Source organism: Micavibrio sp. TMED2, from assembly GCA_002168225.1.
In the GTDB taxonomy this organism is placed as follows: domain Bacteria; phylum Pseudomonadota; class Alphaproteobacteria; order TMED2; family TMED2; genus TMED2.
In genome coordinates this window covers 297490-315190 of the sequence record NHBH01000001.1, presented here as the reverse complement: position 1 = coordinate 315190, position 17701 = coordinate 297490, and the positions used below count along the sequence as shown (strand labels likewise).

Here is a 17701-nt window from a genome sequence, read left to right as displayed (position 1 = left end):
CTTCCAGAGATCAGTTATCGGTTTTGCCGCCAGTAGCGGCTTCGATTGCCTTGGCGCGTTTGCGCGACAACAGCATCATAATTTCCGCTGCTGTCTCCTCGATCGAGCGACGGGTCACATCAATCACTGGCCAGCCATGCTTGGCAAAATAGCGTCGGGCTTCTAACACTTCTGCCCGCACCTTATCGGGATTGGCGTAGTCCGTGTCCTCATCCTGCTTCAGCATCCGCAGGCGCTGCTGCCGGATCTGGACGAGGCGGTCGGGATCCTTGGTCAGGCCAACGATCAACGGTTTCGTTGCCTCATGCAGGGCTTCCGGCAATGGTGAACCGGGGACATAGGGGATGTTCGCTGCCTTGACCGCGCGGTTACCGAGATAGATGCAGGTCGGGGTCTTGGAGGTACGCGAGACACCGACCAGTACCACATCGGCCTCATGCAGCCGCTGACCCATCTGGCCATCATCATTGGACAGGGCAAAATCCATTGCTTCGATCCGGTGGAAATAGGCAGCATCAAGAGTGTGCTGGCGGCCCGGCTCGGAATGGCGCTCCTGATCGAGATAAAGCGCAAAGGCATTCATCACCGGATCGAGCACCGGCACGCAGGGAACCTGCAGCTCACGGCAACGCTCAACCAGTTTGCTGCGCAGGACATCATCAACAATGGTTACCAGCACGATACCGGGGCAACGCTCGATCTCCTCGATCACGAGGGCGAGCTGACGTTCGGTACGGACGAGGTTCCAGAAATGCTCGATCGGTTCGACATTATCGAACTGCGAAATGGCAGCGCGACCGACGCTGTTAATGGTTTCTCCACTGCTGTCCGATATAAGATGCAGGTGGAATTTTCGTTTTCCGGCACCGTTGCCATCGGCTGATGGGGTAATCGTCATGGGGATCGTTTTAGGAAAAGAACCGGGATAACCAGTGGATAAAGCGGTGTGAACACTGGCATGGCCAGAACTGTGCACCTTCTCTTTAATATCTACCATACGCCTATCCCCCAGTGGAGCAGTTTACCGACATCTCCCCACAGCGGTGGATGAGTATGTGCATTCATGGCTCACCGGGACCGTAATCCCCAATGATGAAATCCTGTATCAACTAATTGGATTTCTGCGGTTCATAAAGCATTGCTATCGAATTACCAACATGCTGGTCCACAGGCCACGGGAAACATCACCCGGCCCGTGTACTGCATGTGGATATGCCGTGCATAAAAATGAATCCCCGGAACCCACAGGCATCCACTAACAACAACAAATCCTTATTAATAAATTAATAATTATGTATTGGGTCCGAGCGTATTGACCCGACGCGCCGAAACGGACACTTTCATGCCTGCCTTGACGATCAGATGTTCTCTCATCGGCGTTAAGCCTGTATGTTTATGCTTTGGCAGAATTTTTCGGGGACCAGCCTTCCATGTCAGGTGATTTTGGACAATCCACACCAACCAGTGACGAACCCATGCTCGATGCCGATGGCAAGCCAATGGGCCAGCAGCAGGCGGCAGAACCGGAAGCGCCACCACCGGCCAAGCTGTTTCTGGAAATCGTTGATGGTGACATTGCCGAACGTCCCGCCTTCTGGTTCCTGCGCCAAGCCGGTCGCTATATGGAAGAATACCGCACTTTGCGCGCCAAGGCGGGCGGCTTCCTCGATATGGTTACCAATCCCGCCTATGCATCCGAGGTAACACTGCAACCGGTGCGCCGGTTCCATCCCGATGCGGCAATTCTGTTTTCGGATATTCTGATGGTGCCCTATGCGCTCCAGCAGAAACTGGAATTTGTTGATGGCAGCGGGCCCAAGCTCGACCCGATCCGTGAATTCAACGATATGGGCAAGCTCAATCCGAAGCTGATTGTTGAACGTCTCGCTCATGCGACGGAAGCCGCCAAGCTGGCGAAAAAGGGTCTGCCGGATGATGTGGCCCTGATCGGTTTTGCCGGTGCGCCATGGACTGTCGCGACCTATATGGTCGAGGGCGGTGGCAGCAAGGACTTCGCCATGGCCAAGAAATGGGCCTATCGCGATCCACGTGGCTTCAACGGTCTGCTGACCGTGATTATCGAGACCACGGTCGAGTTTCTGTCAGCCCAGATCAAGGGCGGTGCCGAGGCGATCATGATATTTGACAGTCATGCCGGTGTGCTGCCGCCAGTGCTTTATGACACCCTTGTCGTGCGACCAACGCAGCGTCTGGTCAAACTGCTGAAAGCCAAGCATCCGAAAATTCCGATCATCGGCTATCCACGCGGCGTTGGTGAGAATTACCAGCATTACGCAAAGGTAACCGGGATCAATGCGATCCACATCGATGAGAAGGTGACGCCGCAATACGCCTATGATCACCTGTCGATGCTGATGCCGGTACAGGGCAATATCGATCCTGCTGCGGTTCTGGCCGGTGGTGATTCACTGAAAAAAGCCGCTGAAACCATCATGCTGCGTATGTGTGACCGTCCATTCATCCTCAATGTCGGTCATGGCCTGCATAAATCCACACCGGTTCGCCATGTGGAATATGTCGCTGATCTCTGCCGCCGCTTCTCCAATCTCGCGGCAGCTGCTGAAATGATGGCAATGGATTGACCTGATCATGGATTTTTATCTCTGGGTTAAGGCCGCGCATATCATCTCACTGATTGCGTGGATGGCCGGACTTTTCTATCTGCCGCGGCTGTACGTCTATCACGTGGAAAACGGTCTGACCGGGCCACAGGCCGAGACCTTTCAGGTGATGGAACGCAAACTGCTGAAATACATCATGAACCCGGCGATGATTGCGACCTGGGTATTCGGTATTTCACTGGTTGCGCTCAATCCCGGCTGGCTAGAAGCCGGTTGGCTACATGCCAAGATTACACTGGTTCTGTTGTTGAGCGGTTTTCAGGGAGCTTGCGGTAAATGGCGCCGGGAACTGGCTGATGGCAGTTCGACCCGATCATCGAAATTCTTCCGCATCGCCAATGAGGTACCGACGGTCATCCTGATCGTGATTGTGATCCTGGTGGTTGTCCAACCGTTCTGATCTGGTCCGATCCATATGCGATGGAACCGATCGGCTGTTTGCATGGTTTATCAAATACCATTGACCTGCTGGCCGCTCTGACATAGTTTTGGACTCATCCCGATAAGCATGATGAGTGAATTCGACCGTCAGAAGCGGTTACGAGTTAGAGGCGATGCTGGTTCTCCGATGGAGGGAGCCATGAACAACAGCCCATATCACCACCATGACTGTCGGCGGTCCCCCCGACCAGTTCTGTAAGTATCAGCCCGCAAAGTTTCTATAGGCAGTCGTCAGAAATACCGGTTTGGATTTCTTTTCCGGCTTCCGGTTGATCCGGATGACGATTTTGAAAAATTCCTCTCTTCCCCGTTTTTCCATGACATTGCCAGCGTTGATCCTGACGAGATAACCAGCCCAAAAACCATATCCGATCGATTACCCCGATGAACCTTCAAGACCTCAAAGAAAAAACCCCACAGGAACTACTCGCATTTGCTGAAGAGCTCGAGATCGAGAACGCCAGCAGCCTGCGTAAGCAGGACATGATGTTTGCGATCCTGCAGCAACTCGCCTCGAATGACGTGTCGATCTTCGGCAATGGTGTGCTTGAGGTTCTGCAGGACGGTTTCGGTTTCCTCCGCTCACCGGAATCAAACTATCTGCCAGGCCCCGATGATATTTACGTCTCGCCAAGCCAGATCCGTCGTTTCGGTCTGCGTACCGGTGATACGGTTGAGGGTGAAATTCGGGCACCGAAGGATGGCGAGCGCTATTTCGCCATGCTCAAGGTCAATACGGTCAATTTCGATGAGCCGGAAAAACTCCGCCACCGGATCAATTTCGACAACCTGACACCGCTTTACCCGGATGAGAAACTCAATCTCGAGATCGATAATCCGACCAAGAAAGATTACACCCCGCGGGTGATCGAGCTGGTTGCGCCACTCGGCAAGGGCCAGCGTGCCCTGCTGGTCGCACCGCCACGGACCGGTAAAACCATCATGCTGCAATCGATCGCATCGTCGATCGAGGCAAACCACCCGGAAGCCTATCTGATCGTTCTGCTGATCGATGAGCGGCCCGAGGAAGTGACCGATATGGCCCGTTCGGTGAAGGGTGAGGTGATTTCCTCAACCTTCGATGAGCCGGCAACCCGCCACGTTGCGGTTGCGGAAATGGTGATCGAGAAGGCCAAACGTCTGGTTGAGCACAAGCGCGATGTTGTGATCCTGCTCGACAGTATCACCCGTCTGGCGCGTGCCTATAACACCGTTGTTCCATCATCCGGCAAGGTTCTGACCGGTGGTGTCGATGCCAATGCCCTGCAGCGTCCGAAGCGTTTCTTCGGTGCCGCCCGTAATATCGAGGAAGGCGGGTCGCTGACCATTATCGCCTCTGCCCTGATCGATACCGGCAGCCGGATGGATGAGGTTATCTTCGAGGAGTTCAAGGGCACCGGTAACGCCGAGATCGTCATGGATCGCAAGCTCGCCGACAAGCGTACCTTCCCGGCCATTGATGTTGGCAAATCCGGTACCCGTAAGGAAGAGCTGCTGGTCGACAAGGGCGCACTGGCCAAGATGTGGATGCTGCGTCGTATCCTCATGCCGATGGGTACCACCGACAGCATGGACTTCCTGCTCGACAAGCTGAAGCAGACCAAAAACAACGACGATTTCTTCCAGTCGATGAATCAGTAAGCCGAAACCGGCGGCACTGGCGGTGGCGGCAGCTGGATCGGCAGGTAATGCTGGATCATCGGCAACCAGTCGGGCTGAACGCCGCCGTAATAGATTGCGCCGATCATCCCGGCAAAGCTGAGCAATGGCACACCGATAAGCGCGAGCAGGAACAATGACCCGCTCTTGCCCTTGGTTTCGCCAGCTTCGGCCTCTTCTTCATCCTCATCGGTATCGGCCAACAGGACCGCACCGGACATGCCCTGTCCGGTTTCCTGAGGCATTTCCGTTGCCTGTTTATAAGCCTCTTCCATGGCCTCGTTGAACAGTGACGGCAAAGAGAGCTGCAATGCCCGACCCGAAACATAGCGGGTGGCCATGAAGGTAAAGGCCAATGACATCAATGGAATGATCGCATCGAATACCCAGCCGGCCATGGGCTGGGCGGTGGCTTTGATCGCAATATTCCTGATCGGCAGTGAATAGGCACCAAAGCTGATGAGCGGGCTGAGCAGCATACCGCCAAATACTGCCTTCATCCGTGGATAACGGGTGATGTGCAGGAATGCCTTATCGAGCAGGTTATCAATGTGCTTGCCGGTTTTCGGTGTCAGCGCCAGCGGGAACCGCTCGACCAGATAGCGTTCCAGATCGCCACGACCAGCCAGCGCCTGTACCACTGCCAGCTTGAGCACCCGGTATTTGGTTGCCTGCTGGATATGCCCGGCCACATTGCCCTTGCCTTGTCCGGCCTTTTCCAGCGCCTGCAGACCCGGTTCGATCATCTTGTCGAGGAAAGGTGGCATGCCGCCGAGCCGATGGCGATTGCCGAAGATTGTAGCCGGTATCTTGTTCTTGCCGAGACCGACCTGAATCTGCGCCAGCGGGAAGGTGGCGCTGTAGTTGAGTATCAACCCTTCCGGGCCGGCTTTCTGATCGATGATCTCGATCTCTGCCTGTTCCTGATCGATCACTGTTGGTGGCTGGGTCTTGAACACCCGGACCATGGGCGGTGGAATATCCTTTGGCGCCATTTTGAAGGCAGCCCGACCGACCAGATTAACATCGGCGATATGGGTAAAGCGGCCATGACGCTGGCAGGTGTCACAACCGATCTGGGTTTTGCCATGACACATTTGGCACATCACCCGGCCCTTGCCGATACACTGATCGCACTGCATCTCGCCGGTGCCACGGCATTCGTTACAAGGCACGGTGCCGGTCGCGGTCTTGACCTGTCCTGTGCGGTTACAGGCGGTGCAGTTGACCGTGCCACGAGCGTTACAGGGGCGGCAGGGCAACCATGATTCACCACGGCAGGTAGGACAGATAATCATGCCCTGCCCGTGACAATCGTCACAGACCTGCACAAACCCAAACGAGACATTGGAGGTGGGCAGCTTGAGCTTGTCAGTCTGGAAGCCCCAGCCCTTGCCGGGCTGCTTCATAATCAGATCAATCAGCTGGTCACGCAGTTGCGGATCCTTGCCTGCTTCCTGACTGGCGGTTTTGGCCCGCTGCTGCCAGTCATGCTTGGTACCGCAGATGGTAATGCCGTCAGGCGGATCGCCGACATTGCGTTTGGTGCTGACCTTGCCGGCAATCTGGATGGTCAGCTGACCGCGCAGGGTGGCAGTGCCTTCCTTGGCCTGCAGCAACTTGACCTTCTTGCCATCAATGCCGTTGCCATGGGCCAGAGAGGCAATCTGCTTCAATCCTGCGTCACTGAGCGGGCCTGACCCTGATGATTTGCCTGACATGATGGTTGTACGCGCGTGGGTCTCTGACGTTTGACATGGCTCTTTGGATATGGCCCGTTGATATGGCAGGTGCCGCCCCATCGATGTCCGGGGATTCTAGCGAAAGCCATGGATAAAAACAATTTGGTGATTGAGTAAGATTTTATCGGTTTTCAGGCTATAATTAGTCATAATTAAAGCTAATAAATTTATATTGTACTTGTTGTTTAATGACCCATTATTTGTTCATGGACAACTGGCCGACACATATTCTCTGTTATGCCCCTGATGCTGAACAACGACGTTCGGCCCAGCAGGTGTTGCCGTCTGATCGCGGTTTTTCCATCGAGATTGCGCCGACAGACCGGTTTTTCGGTCGTTTGATGAACTGTTACCGGTTTGATGTGCTGGTGACGATGGAGCCGCAGACGATGGAGGAGGTGGCGCTTATCTGGCGCTATCGCCGCCATTCGCGCTGTAACAGCCAGACCCCGATGCTGATTGTCGGCACGTCACAGACCCAGACCATGGCCAGCCTGTTGAGCCGCAAACCGGGGATCGAGCACATCCTGCTGCCTGCCGGTGACGGCATGATCCGCAAACGCATGATGTCGATTGCCCATGCGACCGACCATAGCCCTGTCCGACCTGCCCGCACCGGCACCCCATCAAGATCCGGTGGCTGGCAGATGACCATGCCAACGGCGCTGGCATCGCTGCTGCCGGTACCGGTGGTGCGCATGGCCGATCAACCGGCCTGAAAACCCTGCTTAAACCGCTGGTCGTTTCTGCTGCCATTGCCAGGCGGTTTCGATAATCGTGTCCAGTGACGACCGTTGGGTCAGTCCGGGTCCGAGCAGTTTTTCCGCTCGTGCCGGATTGGCTACCAGCGCTGCCGGGTCGCCCTCACGCCGCGCGCCCATGCTGTATGGCACCGCGCGACCGGTAATCCGTTCGGCAGTATCCAGCACCTGTTTCACCGATATGCCGCGCCCGGTGCCGAGATTGACGGTTGCACTTGGGCAATCCTCAAGCAGCAGGTTGAGGGCGCGCAGATGCGCCTCGGCGAGGTCGGTGACGTGGATATAGTCGCGAATGGCGGTGCCATCGGCAGTGGCGTAATCATCGCCGAAAATGGTCAGCGGCTCGCGGCTGCCGGTGACAGCGTCGAGCATCAGCGGGATAAGATGGGTTTCAACCGCTCGGTGTTCACCGATCTCGCCCGCCGGATCGGCCCCGGCGGCGTTGAAATAGCGCAGCGCCATATAGCGCAGATCATAGGCTTGGCTGTAATCAGCGAGGATATTCTCGACCATCAGCTTGCTGGCGCCATAGGGATTGATCGGCGCTGGCGGCAGGTCCTCGTCAATCGGCTGCTGTTCCGGCTGGCCATAAACCGCACAGGTGGAGGAGAACACAAAGGCCCGGATGTCATGGGCGCGGCACAGCTCGATCAGGTTGAGCGCACCGGTGACATTGACGTGATAATACAGTGCCGGATTTTTGACGGATTCACCGACCAGGGTCAGGGCTGCAAAATGCATGATGCCCAGCGGTTTATAGGTCTCGATTACCGCCTGCAGCCGGTCACGATCGAGAACATCGCCCTGCTCGAACGGGCCCCATTGCACGGCCCAGCGATTACCGGTGGAGAGATTGTCATAAACCACCGGTGTATAACCAGCTGCCCTCAATGCCTTGCAGGCATGACTGCCGATATAGCCTGCGCCGCCGGTGACGAGAATATGCTTATCACTACTCACGTGATCGGTCCTTAATGCTTGGCGCGAGACATCAGGCACAAAAAAACGCGCTGGCCATGCACCCCTGAGAACGGGAAACCAACGCGCTACCTATGGACTTGCTGGCAAAATGGAGCGGGTGATGAGATTCGAACTCACGACTTCAACCTTGGCAAGGTTGCGCTCTACCCCTGAGCTACACCCGCACTCCGTTCTGCGGCGGCGACTATATACACCCTGTTTCAAAAGATGCAAGTACCTGTCGGCATGAATCTTCAAAGAATTTGATGATTCTTCGCCGACACCCCGGTAAACATGGATTTCTGCAGCAGAATTTTCCTCTGAACCGATACCCGGAAACGTTTTGATGACTGAAAACAGCAGCGATAACGCGCTTGCCGATACGCCCCTGCCAACCTCTGCCGATGATTTGCTGGCGGTACTGGATCAGCTCGGCCTTGCCTATGAGCGCCACCACCACGCGCCGCTGTTTACGGTCGAGGACAGCCAGTCCCTGCGCGGTGAAATCCGTGGTGCCCATATCAAGAACCTGTTTGTGAAGAACAAGAAGGGCCAGCTCTGGATGATCACGGTGCAGGAGGATCGCCGGGTTGACCTCAATACGCTGGCAAAACAGATCGGTGCCGGTCGGGTTTCCTTCGCCAGACCCGAACTCTTATTCGAGCATTGGGGTGTGCGCCCCGGTGCCGTCACGCCATTCGGTGCGATCAATGACCGGCAGAACATGGTTTCCGTGGTGCTCGACGAGACGCTGATTGAGGCGGAGATGGTGAATTGTCACCCGCTGGTCAATGACCAGACGGTGGGCATTGCGCCGGACGACCTGCTGACCTTCCTGCGCCATACCGGTCATGAGCCTCTTGTCACCGGCATTCCCGAGCGCGATGCAGCGTAATCAACAGATAAACTCTCTGATGCAATGACGGGTTGCGCCCTTGTTGTTTGGCATGGGCGGCCCAATCTGTTACCCATCACAAAACGTCGAATGTATCCATACAAACGGAACAGATCATGGATCTTATCATCGGTAACAATTCAGCCCCCAAGCCTGCGCAATCGGTGACGGATGAGGCGGGTCAGCCCATGGCTGGCAGCACTGGCGGTACCGCACCGACCGGTGCCGATATTATCGATGTCACCATCGCCGAGTTCGAGGCCGAGGTCATCAATGCCTCGATGGAACGGCCGGTGTTGATTGATTTCTGGGCCGACTGGTGCGGTCCGTGTAAACAGCTCACCCCCATTCTGGAAAAGGTGATTGCCGAGACCCGCGGTGCGGTTCGTCTCGCCAAGATCAATGCCGACCAGAACCCGGAACTGTGCCAGATGCTGCAGGTGCAATCCCTGCCGACGGTATTTGCCCTGTATCAGGGTCGCCCGGTCGATGCCTTCATGGGCGCACAGCCCGAAAGCCAGATCCGCGAATTTGTGACCAAGGTGGCCAAGCTGGCCGGGCCGGCCACCCTGCCGCTCGATGCCATGGTTGAACAGGGCAATGCCGCGCTTGAGGGCGATGACCCGGAACAGGCTTATGAGCTGTTCGCCAGTGTGCTGGCCGAGAATGGCGACCATGCCAAGGCGCTGGCCGGTGCTGCCCGTGCCCTGCTGGCCATGGGTGAGACCGAGGCGGCCAAGGAACTGCTCGCCGAACTGCCGCCGAACCTCGCGGTCGACAGCGACATCATGGCGGCGAAATCAGCGATTGAGGTGGCCGAACAGGCCGCCGATGCCGGGCCACTCACCGAGCTGCAGGCGGCGGTGGATGCCAATCCCGATGATCATCAGGCGCGCCTCGATCTGGCGATTGCCGCCTTTACCGCCGGTCAGCATGAGCTCGCCATGGACACCCTGCTCGACAGCATCGGTCTCGACCGGGAGTGGCAGGAAGGGGCCGCGCGCCAGCAGCTGCTGAAATATTTCGAAACCCTCGGCCCGGGTCATGAGCTGACCTCGAAATATCGCCGGAAATTGTCATCGGTCCTGTTCTCCTAGGCCAATCCAACTATATGACTAATTATTCCAGCGTCTGGTCGGGCGCTGGTATGGTGTCGGATCGGTGCTGATAGGGGCCTATGACTGACAATATCTTTGATCCGAAATCTGGCGAGCTGCCAGCGACGATACCGGTATTTCCGCTTACCGGCGTCTTGCTGCTGCCTGATGGCTCGCTGCCGCTGAATATTTTTGAGCCCCGCTATATCGCCATGATTGACCATGCCCTGCGCAATGGTCGGCTGGTCGGCATGGTGCAGCCGGTACAGCCGAATGAGCGGGATAATTTCGGTGGTCTGGCCGGGGTAACGGACCCGGATGACGAACGCGTCGATCCCGAAGCAGTCGAGCGCGAGCTGTCCGCCCTGCGCGGTGAGCCGGAAAAACCCAGCGTCAAAACCCCGGCGCTGTATGAAACCGGCTGTGTCGGGCGCATCGTGCAGTTTGAGGAAACTGACGATGGACGCTATATCGTCGTGCTCAAGGGTCTGTCGCGCTTCCGCATCGTCAATGAGCACCCGGTTGCGTCCGGCGGTTATCGCACAGTCGATGTATCATGGGACGAGTACGGTCATGATCTGCTGATGCTGCAAGAGGCCAGCTCGGACAGTGGTGTGATCAACCGCGACCAGCTGATCCCGAGCCTCAAGACATTCTTTGACCTGCATGGGCTGTCCGCTGATTGGGAAGCGATCGAACGCACCCCGGATGACAAGCTGGTCACGACCCTTTGCATGATCTGCCCCTTTGCGCCGGGCGAGAAACAGGCGCTGCTCGAAGCGCCCGACCTGAACAGCCGGGCTGAGATAATGCAGACGCTGATTGATATGGCGGCACATCAGGGTGATGACGCCCCGGCCATTCGCCACTAGTTTGAACCATAAGAACAACCACCACACCGAAGGGTGCCCGCCATGGCCAATACAGATGCCACCGCCGTTGATCCGAAACTGCTCGAGATACTGGTCTGCCCGGTTACCCGTGGTCATTTGCGCTATGACCGCGAGGCACAGGAACTGATCTCGGACCGCGCCCGTCTCGCCTTCCCGATCCGTGACGGCATCCCGATCATGATCGCGGAAGAGGCAAGGTCGCTTGATGGTTGAGGAACTCACCGTATCCGCTATCCGTGTTGCTGCCGATCGGAAGTCGGTGGAGCTTGATTTCGAGCGCGGGGACAATCTCGAAACCCATAGCCTCGCTGCCGAATATTTGCGGGTCGAGAGCCCGTCTGCGGAGGTGCAGGGGCATGGGCCGGATCAGAAGAAGCTGGTGAGTGGCAAGGCGGATGTGATGATCGAGCAGATCGATCCCGTTGGGCATTACGCCATCCGGATCACGTTCTCCGACGGCCATGCGACCGGGCTATATACCTGGGAGACGCTGCATGACCTTGCCAGGGATCATGCGATTTTGTGGCCTGCCTATCTGCGGGCCCTGTCAGCAGCGGGAAAATCCCGCTGACTGAGTAAGGTAGGGTGGGCCTGTATCAGGCCTGCCAGAACGGCTTGGCGGCTTCGGCTTCCGCATCGAGGCGGCTGACACCGATGTCGCGCAGCATGTTATCGGGCAGTGTGCGCAGTTGCTGGCGCTGACGGCGGCGGGTATTCCACACCGACAGGGTGTCGAGTACCATCTCAACACGAGCACTCAGATCCAGCGGGTGCAGTTTTTCAGTGGTTGTTGCGACCGGAAATGTACCATCACCGAGGCCGCAGGTTTTTCCAACAAGTACTGACTGTTTCAAGACCGACATAACCTGAACTCCTCTGTTATAGGTTGAACTGTTGGTTGTCTTTGTTGCGTTGTCTACATTTTGCCCTAACAGAGCTAAACAACAACCGGAAAGAACTTGCCCTAAGCATTAGGTATTTTAAGCCTTCTCTGGTAGATTTCGGGCATGGCTAAACCGCTCCCACCGCTCAATTCACTCCGCGCCTTTGAGGCGGCAGCCCGGCTTGGTGGCTTTGCGAGAGCGGCGGATGAGTTGAATGTGACCCCGGCGGCGGTCAGCCATCAGGTAAAGCAGCTGGAAGCGATGCTGGATGTCACCTTGTTCGAGCGGAAGCCGCGCGGACTGGTGCTGACCGAAGCCGGTAACCAGATGCTGCCCGACCTGACCCGCGGCCTTGCCCATATGGCGCGGGCGGTGGGTGGTCTTGCCGATGAGCCGGTGGCAGGTGCGTTACGCCTTGGCATCGGCCCGACACCGGCGCTGATGTGGTTGATGCCGCGCCTCGGACGGCTGCTGCAGTCACATCCCGAGATTGAATTGACGGTAAACAGTTCATGGCCGACACCTGATCCGCGCTCCGGCCTGACCGATATTTCCCTGTTTTATGGTCGCGGTCATTATCCGGGGCTGGTGACAGAACTCCTGATGCGTGAGGAGGTGTTTCCAGTCTGTGCGCCGCAGGTACTGGCGCGTCACCCTTTACGCAATCCCGATGACCTGCTGGATCATGTGCTGATCCATGACGTCGATACCAATGATGATGAGCCGGCCCTGAAATGGGACCGCTGGTTCCGCGATCTGGGGGTATCCAAGGGGGCGCCGGCCGGGGGGATCAAGTTCACCAACTCCGGCCTTGTCTATCAGGCGGCGCTGGCCGGGCATGGGGTAGCGCTGGGTCGGACCGCACTGGTGTCAAAGCATCTGCGCAAGGGTCGCCTTATCCGACCGTTCGCCCATAGTCGCCCGGCGGATTACGCCTATTATGTGGTTACCACCGAGGCGGACGCAAAACGGCCCCGGATCAGAGCCATGATGGAATGGCTGCGATCCGAGGCCGCGTTTGATCTTGAAAACATCAATCAGGATTAAACCCCTGACTGATCATCACTCAACCTAGCGTCGGGCGATGATATAGACCGCGTGGACGATACCCGGGATATAACCCAGAATGGTCAGCAGAATGTTGAGCCAGAAGTGTTTGCCCAGACCAACCTCGAAAAACACACCCAGCGGCGGCAGGATAATTGCCAGAATGATGCGCAGCAGGTCACCCATTGCGCTGTCAGTAGATGGATCAGTCGATGGTGATTGATAAGACATTTAAACACCCTTTGGTTTGTTCATGTTCTGCCCTATCAACGGTTTGCCCGGCTTTTGGTTCCACTAATGGTTATGATGGTTATTGCGGCAAGCACTACAGCATGGCACCGATCAGCGGATAATCCGCCAGTGCCCGGTAGCTTGCCTGCGACTTGCCGAGCGTGCTTTCGAACAGGGTGAAATATTCCACCGTCCATACCGGCAGACTGAGCGCGGCGTTGTCGGCCACATAGGCATCGAGGCGGTTCATCGGGCTGGCCGTAACCCGTCCGAGCGTGACATGGGGGGTAAAGCGTCTGCCTTCGGGTTCCAGCCCGCTTTTCTGGGCTGCCCGCTCGATCTTGGACTGCAGGAAGTCGAGACCGGCCTCGGCGTTCTCCACGCCGGCCCAGAGGGTTCTGGGACGTTTGCCAGAGGCGAAATAACCCGCACCGGCGATTTTCAGGGGAAAGGCCGGGGCGCTGACGTGCATGAGGGCATCATGCAGATCCTCGGCCTGTGGCTCCTCGATCTCACCGATAAAGCGCAAGGTCAGATGCAGGTTTTCCGGTGCTGTCCAGCGGGCATCGGGCAAACCGTTCTGAAACCGGTTCAGGGTTTGCTTGTGCTGCTCGGGCAGTTTGATGCCGACAAACAGACGCATCATGGCTCTGACTTCAAGGGCCGGGGTTTGGGTAGCGCTGGTGGATCGCCTCGATCCCGGCCAGTACCTCATTGCTCAGCGTGAGGTCGATGCTGGCAATATCGGTCTTCAGATAATCCATGCTGGTCGCCCCGATGATGGTCGAGGTGACGAATGGCTGGCGGATGCAATAGGCGATCGCCATCTGGTTCGGATCAAGGCCATGGTCCTTGGCGAGATTGACATATGCCTCGGTCGCCGCTTCCGCCTCATCGCTGCCATAGCGGGATTTGCGCGGGTCGATGGTGCGTCGGGCGCCGGGCGGGCGGGCGCCGCCGATATATTTGCCCGAGAGCTGGCCACCGGCGAGCGGTGAATAGGGCAGGCAGGCAATGTCCTCGCGGATCGAGATTTCGGCGAGACCAACCTCATAGGTGCGGTTCAGGAGGTTATACGGGTTTTGCACCGAAACCACCCGTGGCAGTCCTTTGGTTTCCGCATAATGCAGATATTTCATGACGCCCCAGGGGGTATCATTCGACAGACCGATATGGCGGATCTTGCCGGCCTTGATCTGTTCGGCGAGCGCTTCCAGCGTCTCGAGGATCGGCACGGCGTTGGCTTCGCGCTCTGCCTGTTCGTCATACTCGAACCCCAGCTTGCCGAACCGGTTGGCCGGGCGGTCGGGCCAGTGCAGCTGATAGATGTCGATGTAATCGGTCTGCAGGCGTCGCAGGCTGTTATCCAGCGCTTCCACCACATTGGCGCGGTCGGAGCGGGTATTACCGTTGCGCACCCAATCAAAATGCGGCGCGCGCCCGAGCATTTTGGAGGCCAGTATCACCTTGTCCCGGTTCTGACGGGCGCTGAACCACTCACCGATAATGGTTTCCGTACGTCCGTATGTTTCAGCCTTGGGTGGCACCGAATACATTTCGGCGGTATCGAAGAAATTGATGCCCTGATCGAGGGCGTAATCCATCTGTTCATGGCCTTCCTCGAGGGTATTCTGATCCCCCCAGGTCATTGTGCCGAGACAGATTTCTGAGACTTTCAGGTCAGTGCGACCCAGCGTACGGTATTGCATCGGAGAACCCCGATTTGTGAAGGCTGTTATGTGAAGAGCAGCAGCACACCCGTATGGCTGTACAGCCGGTCGTGATTGATTTCGCCATTGGCGAACAGGCCGATGATCGGCAGGTCCGGGAAGCTGTCGAGAATTGCACGTACTTCCGCGCTGTCCGGGCCAAACATATGTACGCCCCGTGAGAGACAGGAGAAGTACACGGCACCGCGTGGATTGGGCACACGTTTTTTCAGGCTGCGCAGCATGTTTTCCATATCCGCCATGGCGGCATAGGTATTGCGCTGGACGAACTGGAGGGGCTGGCCCTCCTCGACCTCTTCGGAAATGGCAATCCACCCGCGTTCTTCATCAACGCCGAGGATGTTCCGTACCAGATAATCTGCTGTATCCGAGCCTTCAACCGGCAGGGCAGCAAAAACATGGGCCTCGATCTGTTCCTCGGAACCCGAGAGGGCGGCGGCAACGTCGCTCTTGAACACTTCAAGCGCGGGGCGGTTGTCGACGCTCATGACGATATTGTCTTCGCATTCGGTAATGTGGCGCACCGGGCTGATCGGTGAGCAGGCCTGGGTCAGACCCGTACCAACCCCGGCGGACTGGTCGAGCAGTACACCGCTCAACCCGTTCTCCCAGACCTTGTTGGCGACCTGTTTCAGCGCCACGCGGGAGGAGCTGAGCCCGCCGACCAGAAATGCGCCGGTATCGGCTGCCGTGCCGGTGACGAGGTAGGGCAGTTCGGCATCGCGCGGATCGGCATGGACGATGGCGGCCATGGCATCATGGCTTTCCAGCCAGCCCCCGACCGACGGGCCGCTGCTGCTGAGGTCGACAAACCCGCGGGCATCGCGGCGGAACACATGGAAGCTGGAGGCTGGCAGGTGGCCGACCATCAGCGCCATGGCCGGTTCGGCGAGAATTTCATCGGCACCGGCGATAATCCCGATCCCGACCGAGCCGACCCAGTCCTCGATCCCGGTAATGCCACGCAGCAGGGTCAGGATGCTTTCCATATCCTCGACCAGCGCATCGGTCATGTAGATGAAGCCGATATTCGCACCCTCGATTTCGCCAAGGCCATCAAGGCATTGCTTGGCCACGGCTTTCCAGTCCTGACCACGGGCAGAGGCAAGGCGGAACGGGCCGGTTTTTATATCCGATGAGTGCATAGGGGTTCAGTCTAGGGGGAAGCAGGCAGTATGCCGAGCGCATCAGTCCATGCTGATGCCTTTAGTGTGGTTTAGACGGTTTTGGTCTCATACCGCAAGCCCGAGCACTCAGCCACTTGAGTTAGCGGTGGATGCGGACAGCTGTTCCAGTGCCTCGAGTACCACCGGCAGCATACGCTCGACCATCAGCGCGACGCCCTTGCCGTTCGGGTGAATGCCATCATTCTGGTTCAGTGCCGGTACCCCGGCGACGCCGTCGAGCAGAAACGGGTAATAGGCCGCATCATACTGGTCGGCAAGCTCGGGATAGATCGGATCGAAGGCGGCGACATATGCGGGCCCAAGGCTTTTCGGTGCCACCATACCGGCGACCAGTACGGGTATGCCCTCACGGTCGAAGGTCTGCAGCATGGTTTCCATATTGGCGCGGGTCGAGGCCGGATTGATGGCGCGCAGGATGTCATTGCCGCCCAGTGCCAGGATCACCAGATCGGGGTTGTCGGCCAGCGACCAGGTGAGGCGGGAAACCCCGCCTGCTGTGGTGTCGCCGGAGACAGAAGCATTGATAATGGTCACGTCCTGCCCGTTTTCGGCGAGCGCCGCTTGCAACTGATTGGCAAATCCATCTGCCTCACTCAGGCCATATCCGGCCAGCAGACTGTCACCGAACAGCATGATCCGTTTGGGTTCTGCGGCATGTGCGGCGGCGGTAGCGGCGATCCAGATCGCCATAACGCTCAGCAAAACCAGCAGAAATAACGGCTTGTTGAATTTGAATCCCTGCCCAAAAGCGCCATATTGCAAGTGCGAAACAGCGCTCATCTGATAATCCGGTTTATACATGCTCGATAATCCTTCCCCGAAATCCGACCTTACCGACCATGATAGCGCGGCTGATGCCGTCATTCGATTAAATGACGTTCATGTAACACTTGGTAGTGAAGCCGGTCCGGTCAATATCCTGAAGGGAATTGATCTGTCGATCCCGGCCGGGCGCACGGTCTCGATCGTCGGGCCGTCGGGATCGGGGAAATCCACCATGATGATGGTGATCGGCGGTCTGGAGCGCCCGACCAGCGGCACCGTGACCGTGGTTGGGCAGGATCTGTCAGCGCTGAATGAGGATGGTCTGGCCGAATTCCGCCGGGACAATATCGGCATCGTGTTTCAGGCATTCCACCTCGTCCCCACCATGACCGCGCTGGAGAATGTTGCCATTCCCCTTGAATTTGCCGGGCGCGCGGATGCCTTTGAGGTGGCGGAGAGGGAGTTGGGGCTGGTTGGCCTCGGCCATCGGTTGGCCCATTATCCGGGCCAGCTTTCCGGTGGTGAGCAGCAGCGTGTGGCGCTGGCCCGTGCCTTTGCGGTCGAGCCGCGCCTGTTATTGGCGGATGAGCCGACCGGCAATCTCGATGGTGCGACCGGTGATAAGGTGATCCAGCTGATGTTCGATCTGGCACAACAGCGCGGCACGACCATCGTACTGATTACCCATGATCCCGCACTGGCGGCGAAATGCGACCAGCAGATCAGTCTGGTCGATGGTCATGTCCAGACGGCGGGAGCGTGAGAGC

20 protein-coding genes and 1 tRNA gene are annotated in these 17701 nt (G+C 57.5%); 11 read left to right on the top strand and 10 right to left on the bottom strand.

What is annotated here, in order from left to right:
• Positions 1-10 precede the first annotated feature (10 nt).
• The gene (locus CBB62_01565; protein ID OUT41074.1) at positions 11-898 is read right to left on the bottom strand and encodes a phosphoenolpyruvate synthase regulatory protein; all 888 of its coding nucleotides are present in this window, start codon (positions 896-898) and stop codon (positions 11-13) included.
• 601 nt (positions 899-1499) lie between these two features.
• On the opposite strand from CBB62_01565, the gene CBB62_01560 reads away from it, so the two are divergent.
• The 3 genes from CBB62_01560 (at position 1500) to CBB62_01550 (ending at position 4724) form a co-directional block, all read left to right on the top strand.
• Positions 1500-2603 (top strand): uroporphyrinogen decarboxylase, encoded by a 1104-nt coding sequence (locus CBB62_01560; GenBank protein ID OUT42586.1) that lies wholly within the window; start codon positions 1500-1502, stop codon positions 2601-2603.
• Positions 2604-2610: 7 nt separating this feature from the next.
• Positions 2611-3042, top strand: a complete 432-nt coding sequence (locus CBB62_01555) for a TIGR00701 family protein (protein OUT41073.1) — start codon at positions 2611-2613, stop codon at positions 3040-3042.
• Between the two features lie 425 nt (positions 3043-3467).
• Entirely contained in the window at positions 3468-4724 is a 1257-nt protein-coding gene (locus CBB62_01550) for a transcription termination factor Rho (GenBank protein ID OUT41072.1), read from the top strand.
• On the opposite strand, the gene CBB62_01545 is transcribed toward CBB62_01550, so the two are convergent.
• On the bottom strand, positions 4718-6418 hold the full coding sequence (locus tag CBB62_01545) for a hypothetical protein (GenBank protein ID OUT41071.1): 1701 nt from the start codon (positions 6416-6418) through the stop codon (positions 4718-4720). The genes CBB62_01550 and CBB62_01545 overlap by 7 nt on opposite strands.
• A gap of 254 nt (positions 6419-6672) precedes the next feature.
• Between CBB62_01545 and CBB62_01540 the strand changes: the two genes are divergently transcribed.
• A complete protein-coding gene (locus CBB62_01540; GenBank protein OUT41070.1) occupies positions 6673-7203 on the top strand; it encodes a hypothetical protein in 531 nt (176 codons plus the stop codon).
• Between the two features lie 9 nt (positions 7204-7212).
• On the opposite strand, the gene CBB62_01535 is transcribed toward CBB62_01540, so the two are convergent.
• Positions 7213-8187: a UDP-glucose 4-epimerase GalE gene (locus tag CBB62_01535; GenBank protein ID OUT42585.1), complete on the bottom strand. Its 975-nt coding sequence runs from the start codon at positions 8185-8187 to the stop codon at positions 7213-7215.
• 128 nt (positions 8188-8315) lie between these two features.
• Positions 8316-8390 (bottom strand) — tRNA-Gly (locus tag CBB62_01530).
• Between the two features lie 203 nt (positions 8391-8593).
• Between CBB62_01530 and CBB62_01525 the strand changes: the two genes are divergently transcribed.
• The 5 genes from CBB62_01525 (at position 8594) to CBB62_01505 (ending at position 11661) form a co-directional block, all read left to right on the top strand.
• Positions 8594-9100, top strand: coding sequence for a hypothetical protein (locus tag CBB62_01525; protein OUT42584.1), 507 nt, complete (start codon positions 8594-8596; stop codon positions 9098-9100).
• A 188-nt stretch (positions 9101-9288) separates the two neighbouring features.
• On the top strand, positions 9289-10197 hold the full coding sequence (locus CBB62_01520) for a thioredoxin (GenBank protein ID OUT42583.1): 909 nt from the start codon (positions 9289-9291) through the stop codon (positions 10195-10197).
• 80 nt (positions 10198-10277) lie between these two features.
• Positions 10278-11069, top strand: a complete 792-nt coding sequence (locus CBB62_01515; GenBank protein OUT41069.1) for a hypothetical protein — start codon at positions 10278-10280, stop codon at positions 11067-11069.
• Positions 11070-11111: 42 nt separating this feature from the next.
• Positions 11112-11303 (top strand): hypothetical protein, encoded by a 192-nt coding sequence (locus CBB62_01510; GenBank protein ID OUT41068.1) that lies wholly within the window; start codon positions 11112-11114, stop codon positions 11301-11303.
• Entirely contained in the window at positions 11296-11661 is a 366-nt protein-coding gene (locus CBB62_01505) for a hypothetical protein (protein ID OUT41067.1), read from the top strand. The genes CBB62_01510 and CBB62_01505 overlap by 8 nt, the downstream gene beginning before the upstream one ends.
• Positions 11662-11686: 25 nt before the next feature.
• On the opposite strand, the gene CBB62_01500 is transcribed toward CBB62_01505, so the two are convergent.
• Complete coding sequence (locus CBB62_01500; protein OUT42582.1) at positions 11687-11833, bottom strand: hypothetical protein; 147 nt, start codon at positions 11831-11833, stop codon at positions 11687-11689.
• 264 nt (positions 11834-12097) lie between these two features.
• On the opposite strand from CBB62_01500, the gene CBB62_01495 reads away from it, so the two are divergent.
• A complete protein-coding gene (locus tag CBB62_01495; GenBank protein ID OUT41066.1) occupies positions 12098-13021 on the top strand; it encodes a hypothetical protein in 924 nt (307 codons plus the stop codon).
• 24 nt (positions 13022-13045) lie between these two features.
• Here CBB62_01495 and CBB62_01490 read toward each other — a convergent pair whose 3' ends face one another.
• From CBB62_01490 to CBB62_01470, 5 genes are all read right to left on the bottom strand, one after another.
• A complete protein-coding gene (locus CBB62_01490; GenBank protein ID OUT41065.1) occupies positions 13046-13207 on the bottom strand; it encodes a YqaE/Pmp3 family membrane protein in 162 nt (53 codons plus the stop codon).
• A gap of 139 nt (positions 13208-13346) precedes the next feature.
• Positions 13347-13967: a 2'-5' RNA ligase gene (locus CBB62_01485; protein OUT41064.1), complete on the bottom strand. Its 621-nt coding sequence runs from the start codon at positions 13965-13967 to the stop codon at positions 13347-13349.
• Entirely contained in the window at positions 13909-14961 is a 1053-nt protein-coding gene (locus CBB62_01480) for an NADP(H)-dependent aldo-keto reductase (protein ID OUT41063.1), read from the bottom strand. Before CBB62_01480 ends, CBB62_01485 begins: the two co-directional genes overlap by 59 nt.
• Positions 14962-14987: 26 nt before the next feature.
• A complete protein-coding gene (locus CBB62_01475; protein ID OUT41062.1) occupies positions 14988-16127 on the bottom strand; it encodes a hypothetical protein in 1140 nt (379 codons plus the stop codon).
• Between the two features lie 108 nt (positions 16128-16235).
• On the bottom strand, positions 16236-16949 hold the full coding sequence (locus CBB62_01470) for a hypothetical protein (GenBank protein ID OUT42581.1): 714 nt from the start codon (positions 16947-16949) through the stop codon (positions 16236-16238).
• 19 nt (positions 16950-16968) lie between these two features.
• On the opposite strand from CBB62_01470, the gene CBB62_01465 reads away from it, so the two are divergent.
• Positions 16969-17697, top strand: coding sequence for an ABC transporter (locus tag CBB62_01465; GenBank protein ID OUT41061.1), 729 nt, complete (start codon positions 16969-16971; stop codon positions 17695-17697).
• Positions 17698-17701: the final 4 nt, after the last annotated feature.

Coding starts and splice junctions, on each gene's coding strand:
- CBB62_01470 (OUT42581.1), bottom strand. CDS start 16,949: ATGAGCGCTGTTTCGCACTTGCAATATGGCGCTTTTGGGCAGGGATTC.
- CBB62_01490 (OUT41065.1), bottom strand. CDS start 13,207: ATGGGTGACCTGCTGCGCATCATTCTGGCAATTATCCTGCCGCCGCTG.
- CBB62_01555 (OUT41073.1), top strand. CDS start 2,611: ATGGATTTTTATCTCTGGGTTAAGGCCGCGCATATCATCTCACTGATT.
- CBB62_01505 (OUT41067.1), top strand. CDS start 11,296: ATGGTTGAGGAACTCACCGTATCCGCTATCCGTGTTGCTGCCGATCGG.
- CBB62_01500 (OUT42582.1), bottom strand. CDS start 11,833: ATGGTACTCGACACCCTGTCGGTGTGGAATACCCGCCGCCGTCAGCGC.
- CBB62_01465 (OUT41061.1), top strand. CDS start 16,969: ATGCTCGATAATCCTTCCCCGAAATCCGACCTTACCGACCATGATAGC.
- CBB62_01495 (OUT41066.1), top strand. CDS start 12,098: ATGGCTAAACCGCTCCCACCGCTCAATTCACTCCGCGCCTTTGAGGCG.
- CBB62_01540 (OUT41070.1), top strand. CDS start 6,673: ATGACCCATTATTTGTTCATGGACAACTGGCCGACACATATTCTCTGT.
- CBB62_01515 (OUT41069.1), top strand. CDS start 10,278: ATGACTGACAATATCTTTGATCCGAAATCTGGCGAGCTGCCAGCGACG.
- CBB62_01480 (OUT41063.1), bottom strand. CDS start 14,961: ATGCAATACCGTACGCTGGGTCGCACTGACCTGAAAGTCTCAGAAATC.
- CBB62_01510 (OUT41068.1), top strand. CDS start 11,112: ATGGCCAATACAGATGCCACCGCCGTTGATCCGAAACTGCTCGAGATA.
- CBB62_01520 (OUT42583.1), top strand. CDS start 9,289: ATGGCTGGCAGCACTGGCGGTACCGCACCGACCGGTGCCGATATTATC.
- CBB62_01565 (OUT41074.1), bottom strand. CDS start 898: ATGACGATTACCCCATCAGCCGATGGCAACGGTGCCGGAAAACGAAAA.
- CBB62_01475 (OUT41062.1), bottom strand. CDS start 16,127: ATGCACTCATCGGATATAAAAACCGGCCCGTTCCGCCTTGCCTCTGCC.
- CBB62_01560 (OUT42586.1), top strand. CDS start 1,500: ATGGGCCAGCAGCAGGCGGCAGAACCGGAAGCGCCACCACCGGCCAAG.
- CBB62_01485 (OUT41064.1), bottom strand. CDS start 13,967: ATGAGGTACTGGCCGGGATCGAGGCGATCCACCAGCGCTACCCAAACC.
- CBB62_01550 (OUT41072.1), top strand. CDS start 3,468: ATGAACCTTCAAGACCTCAAAGAAAAAACCCCACAGGAACTACTCGCA.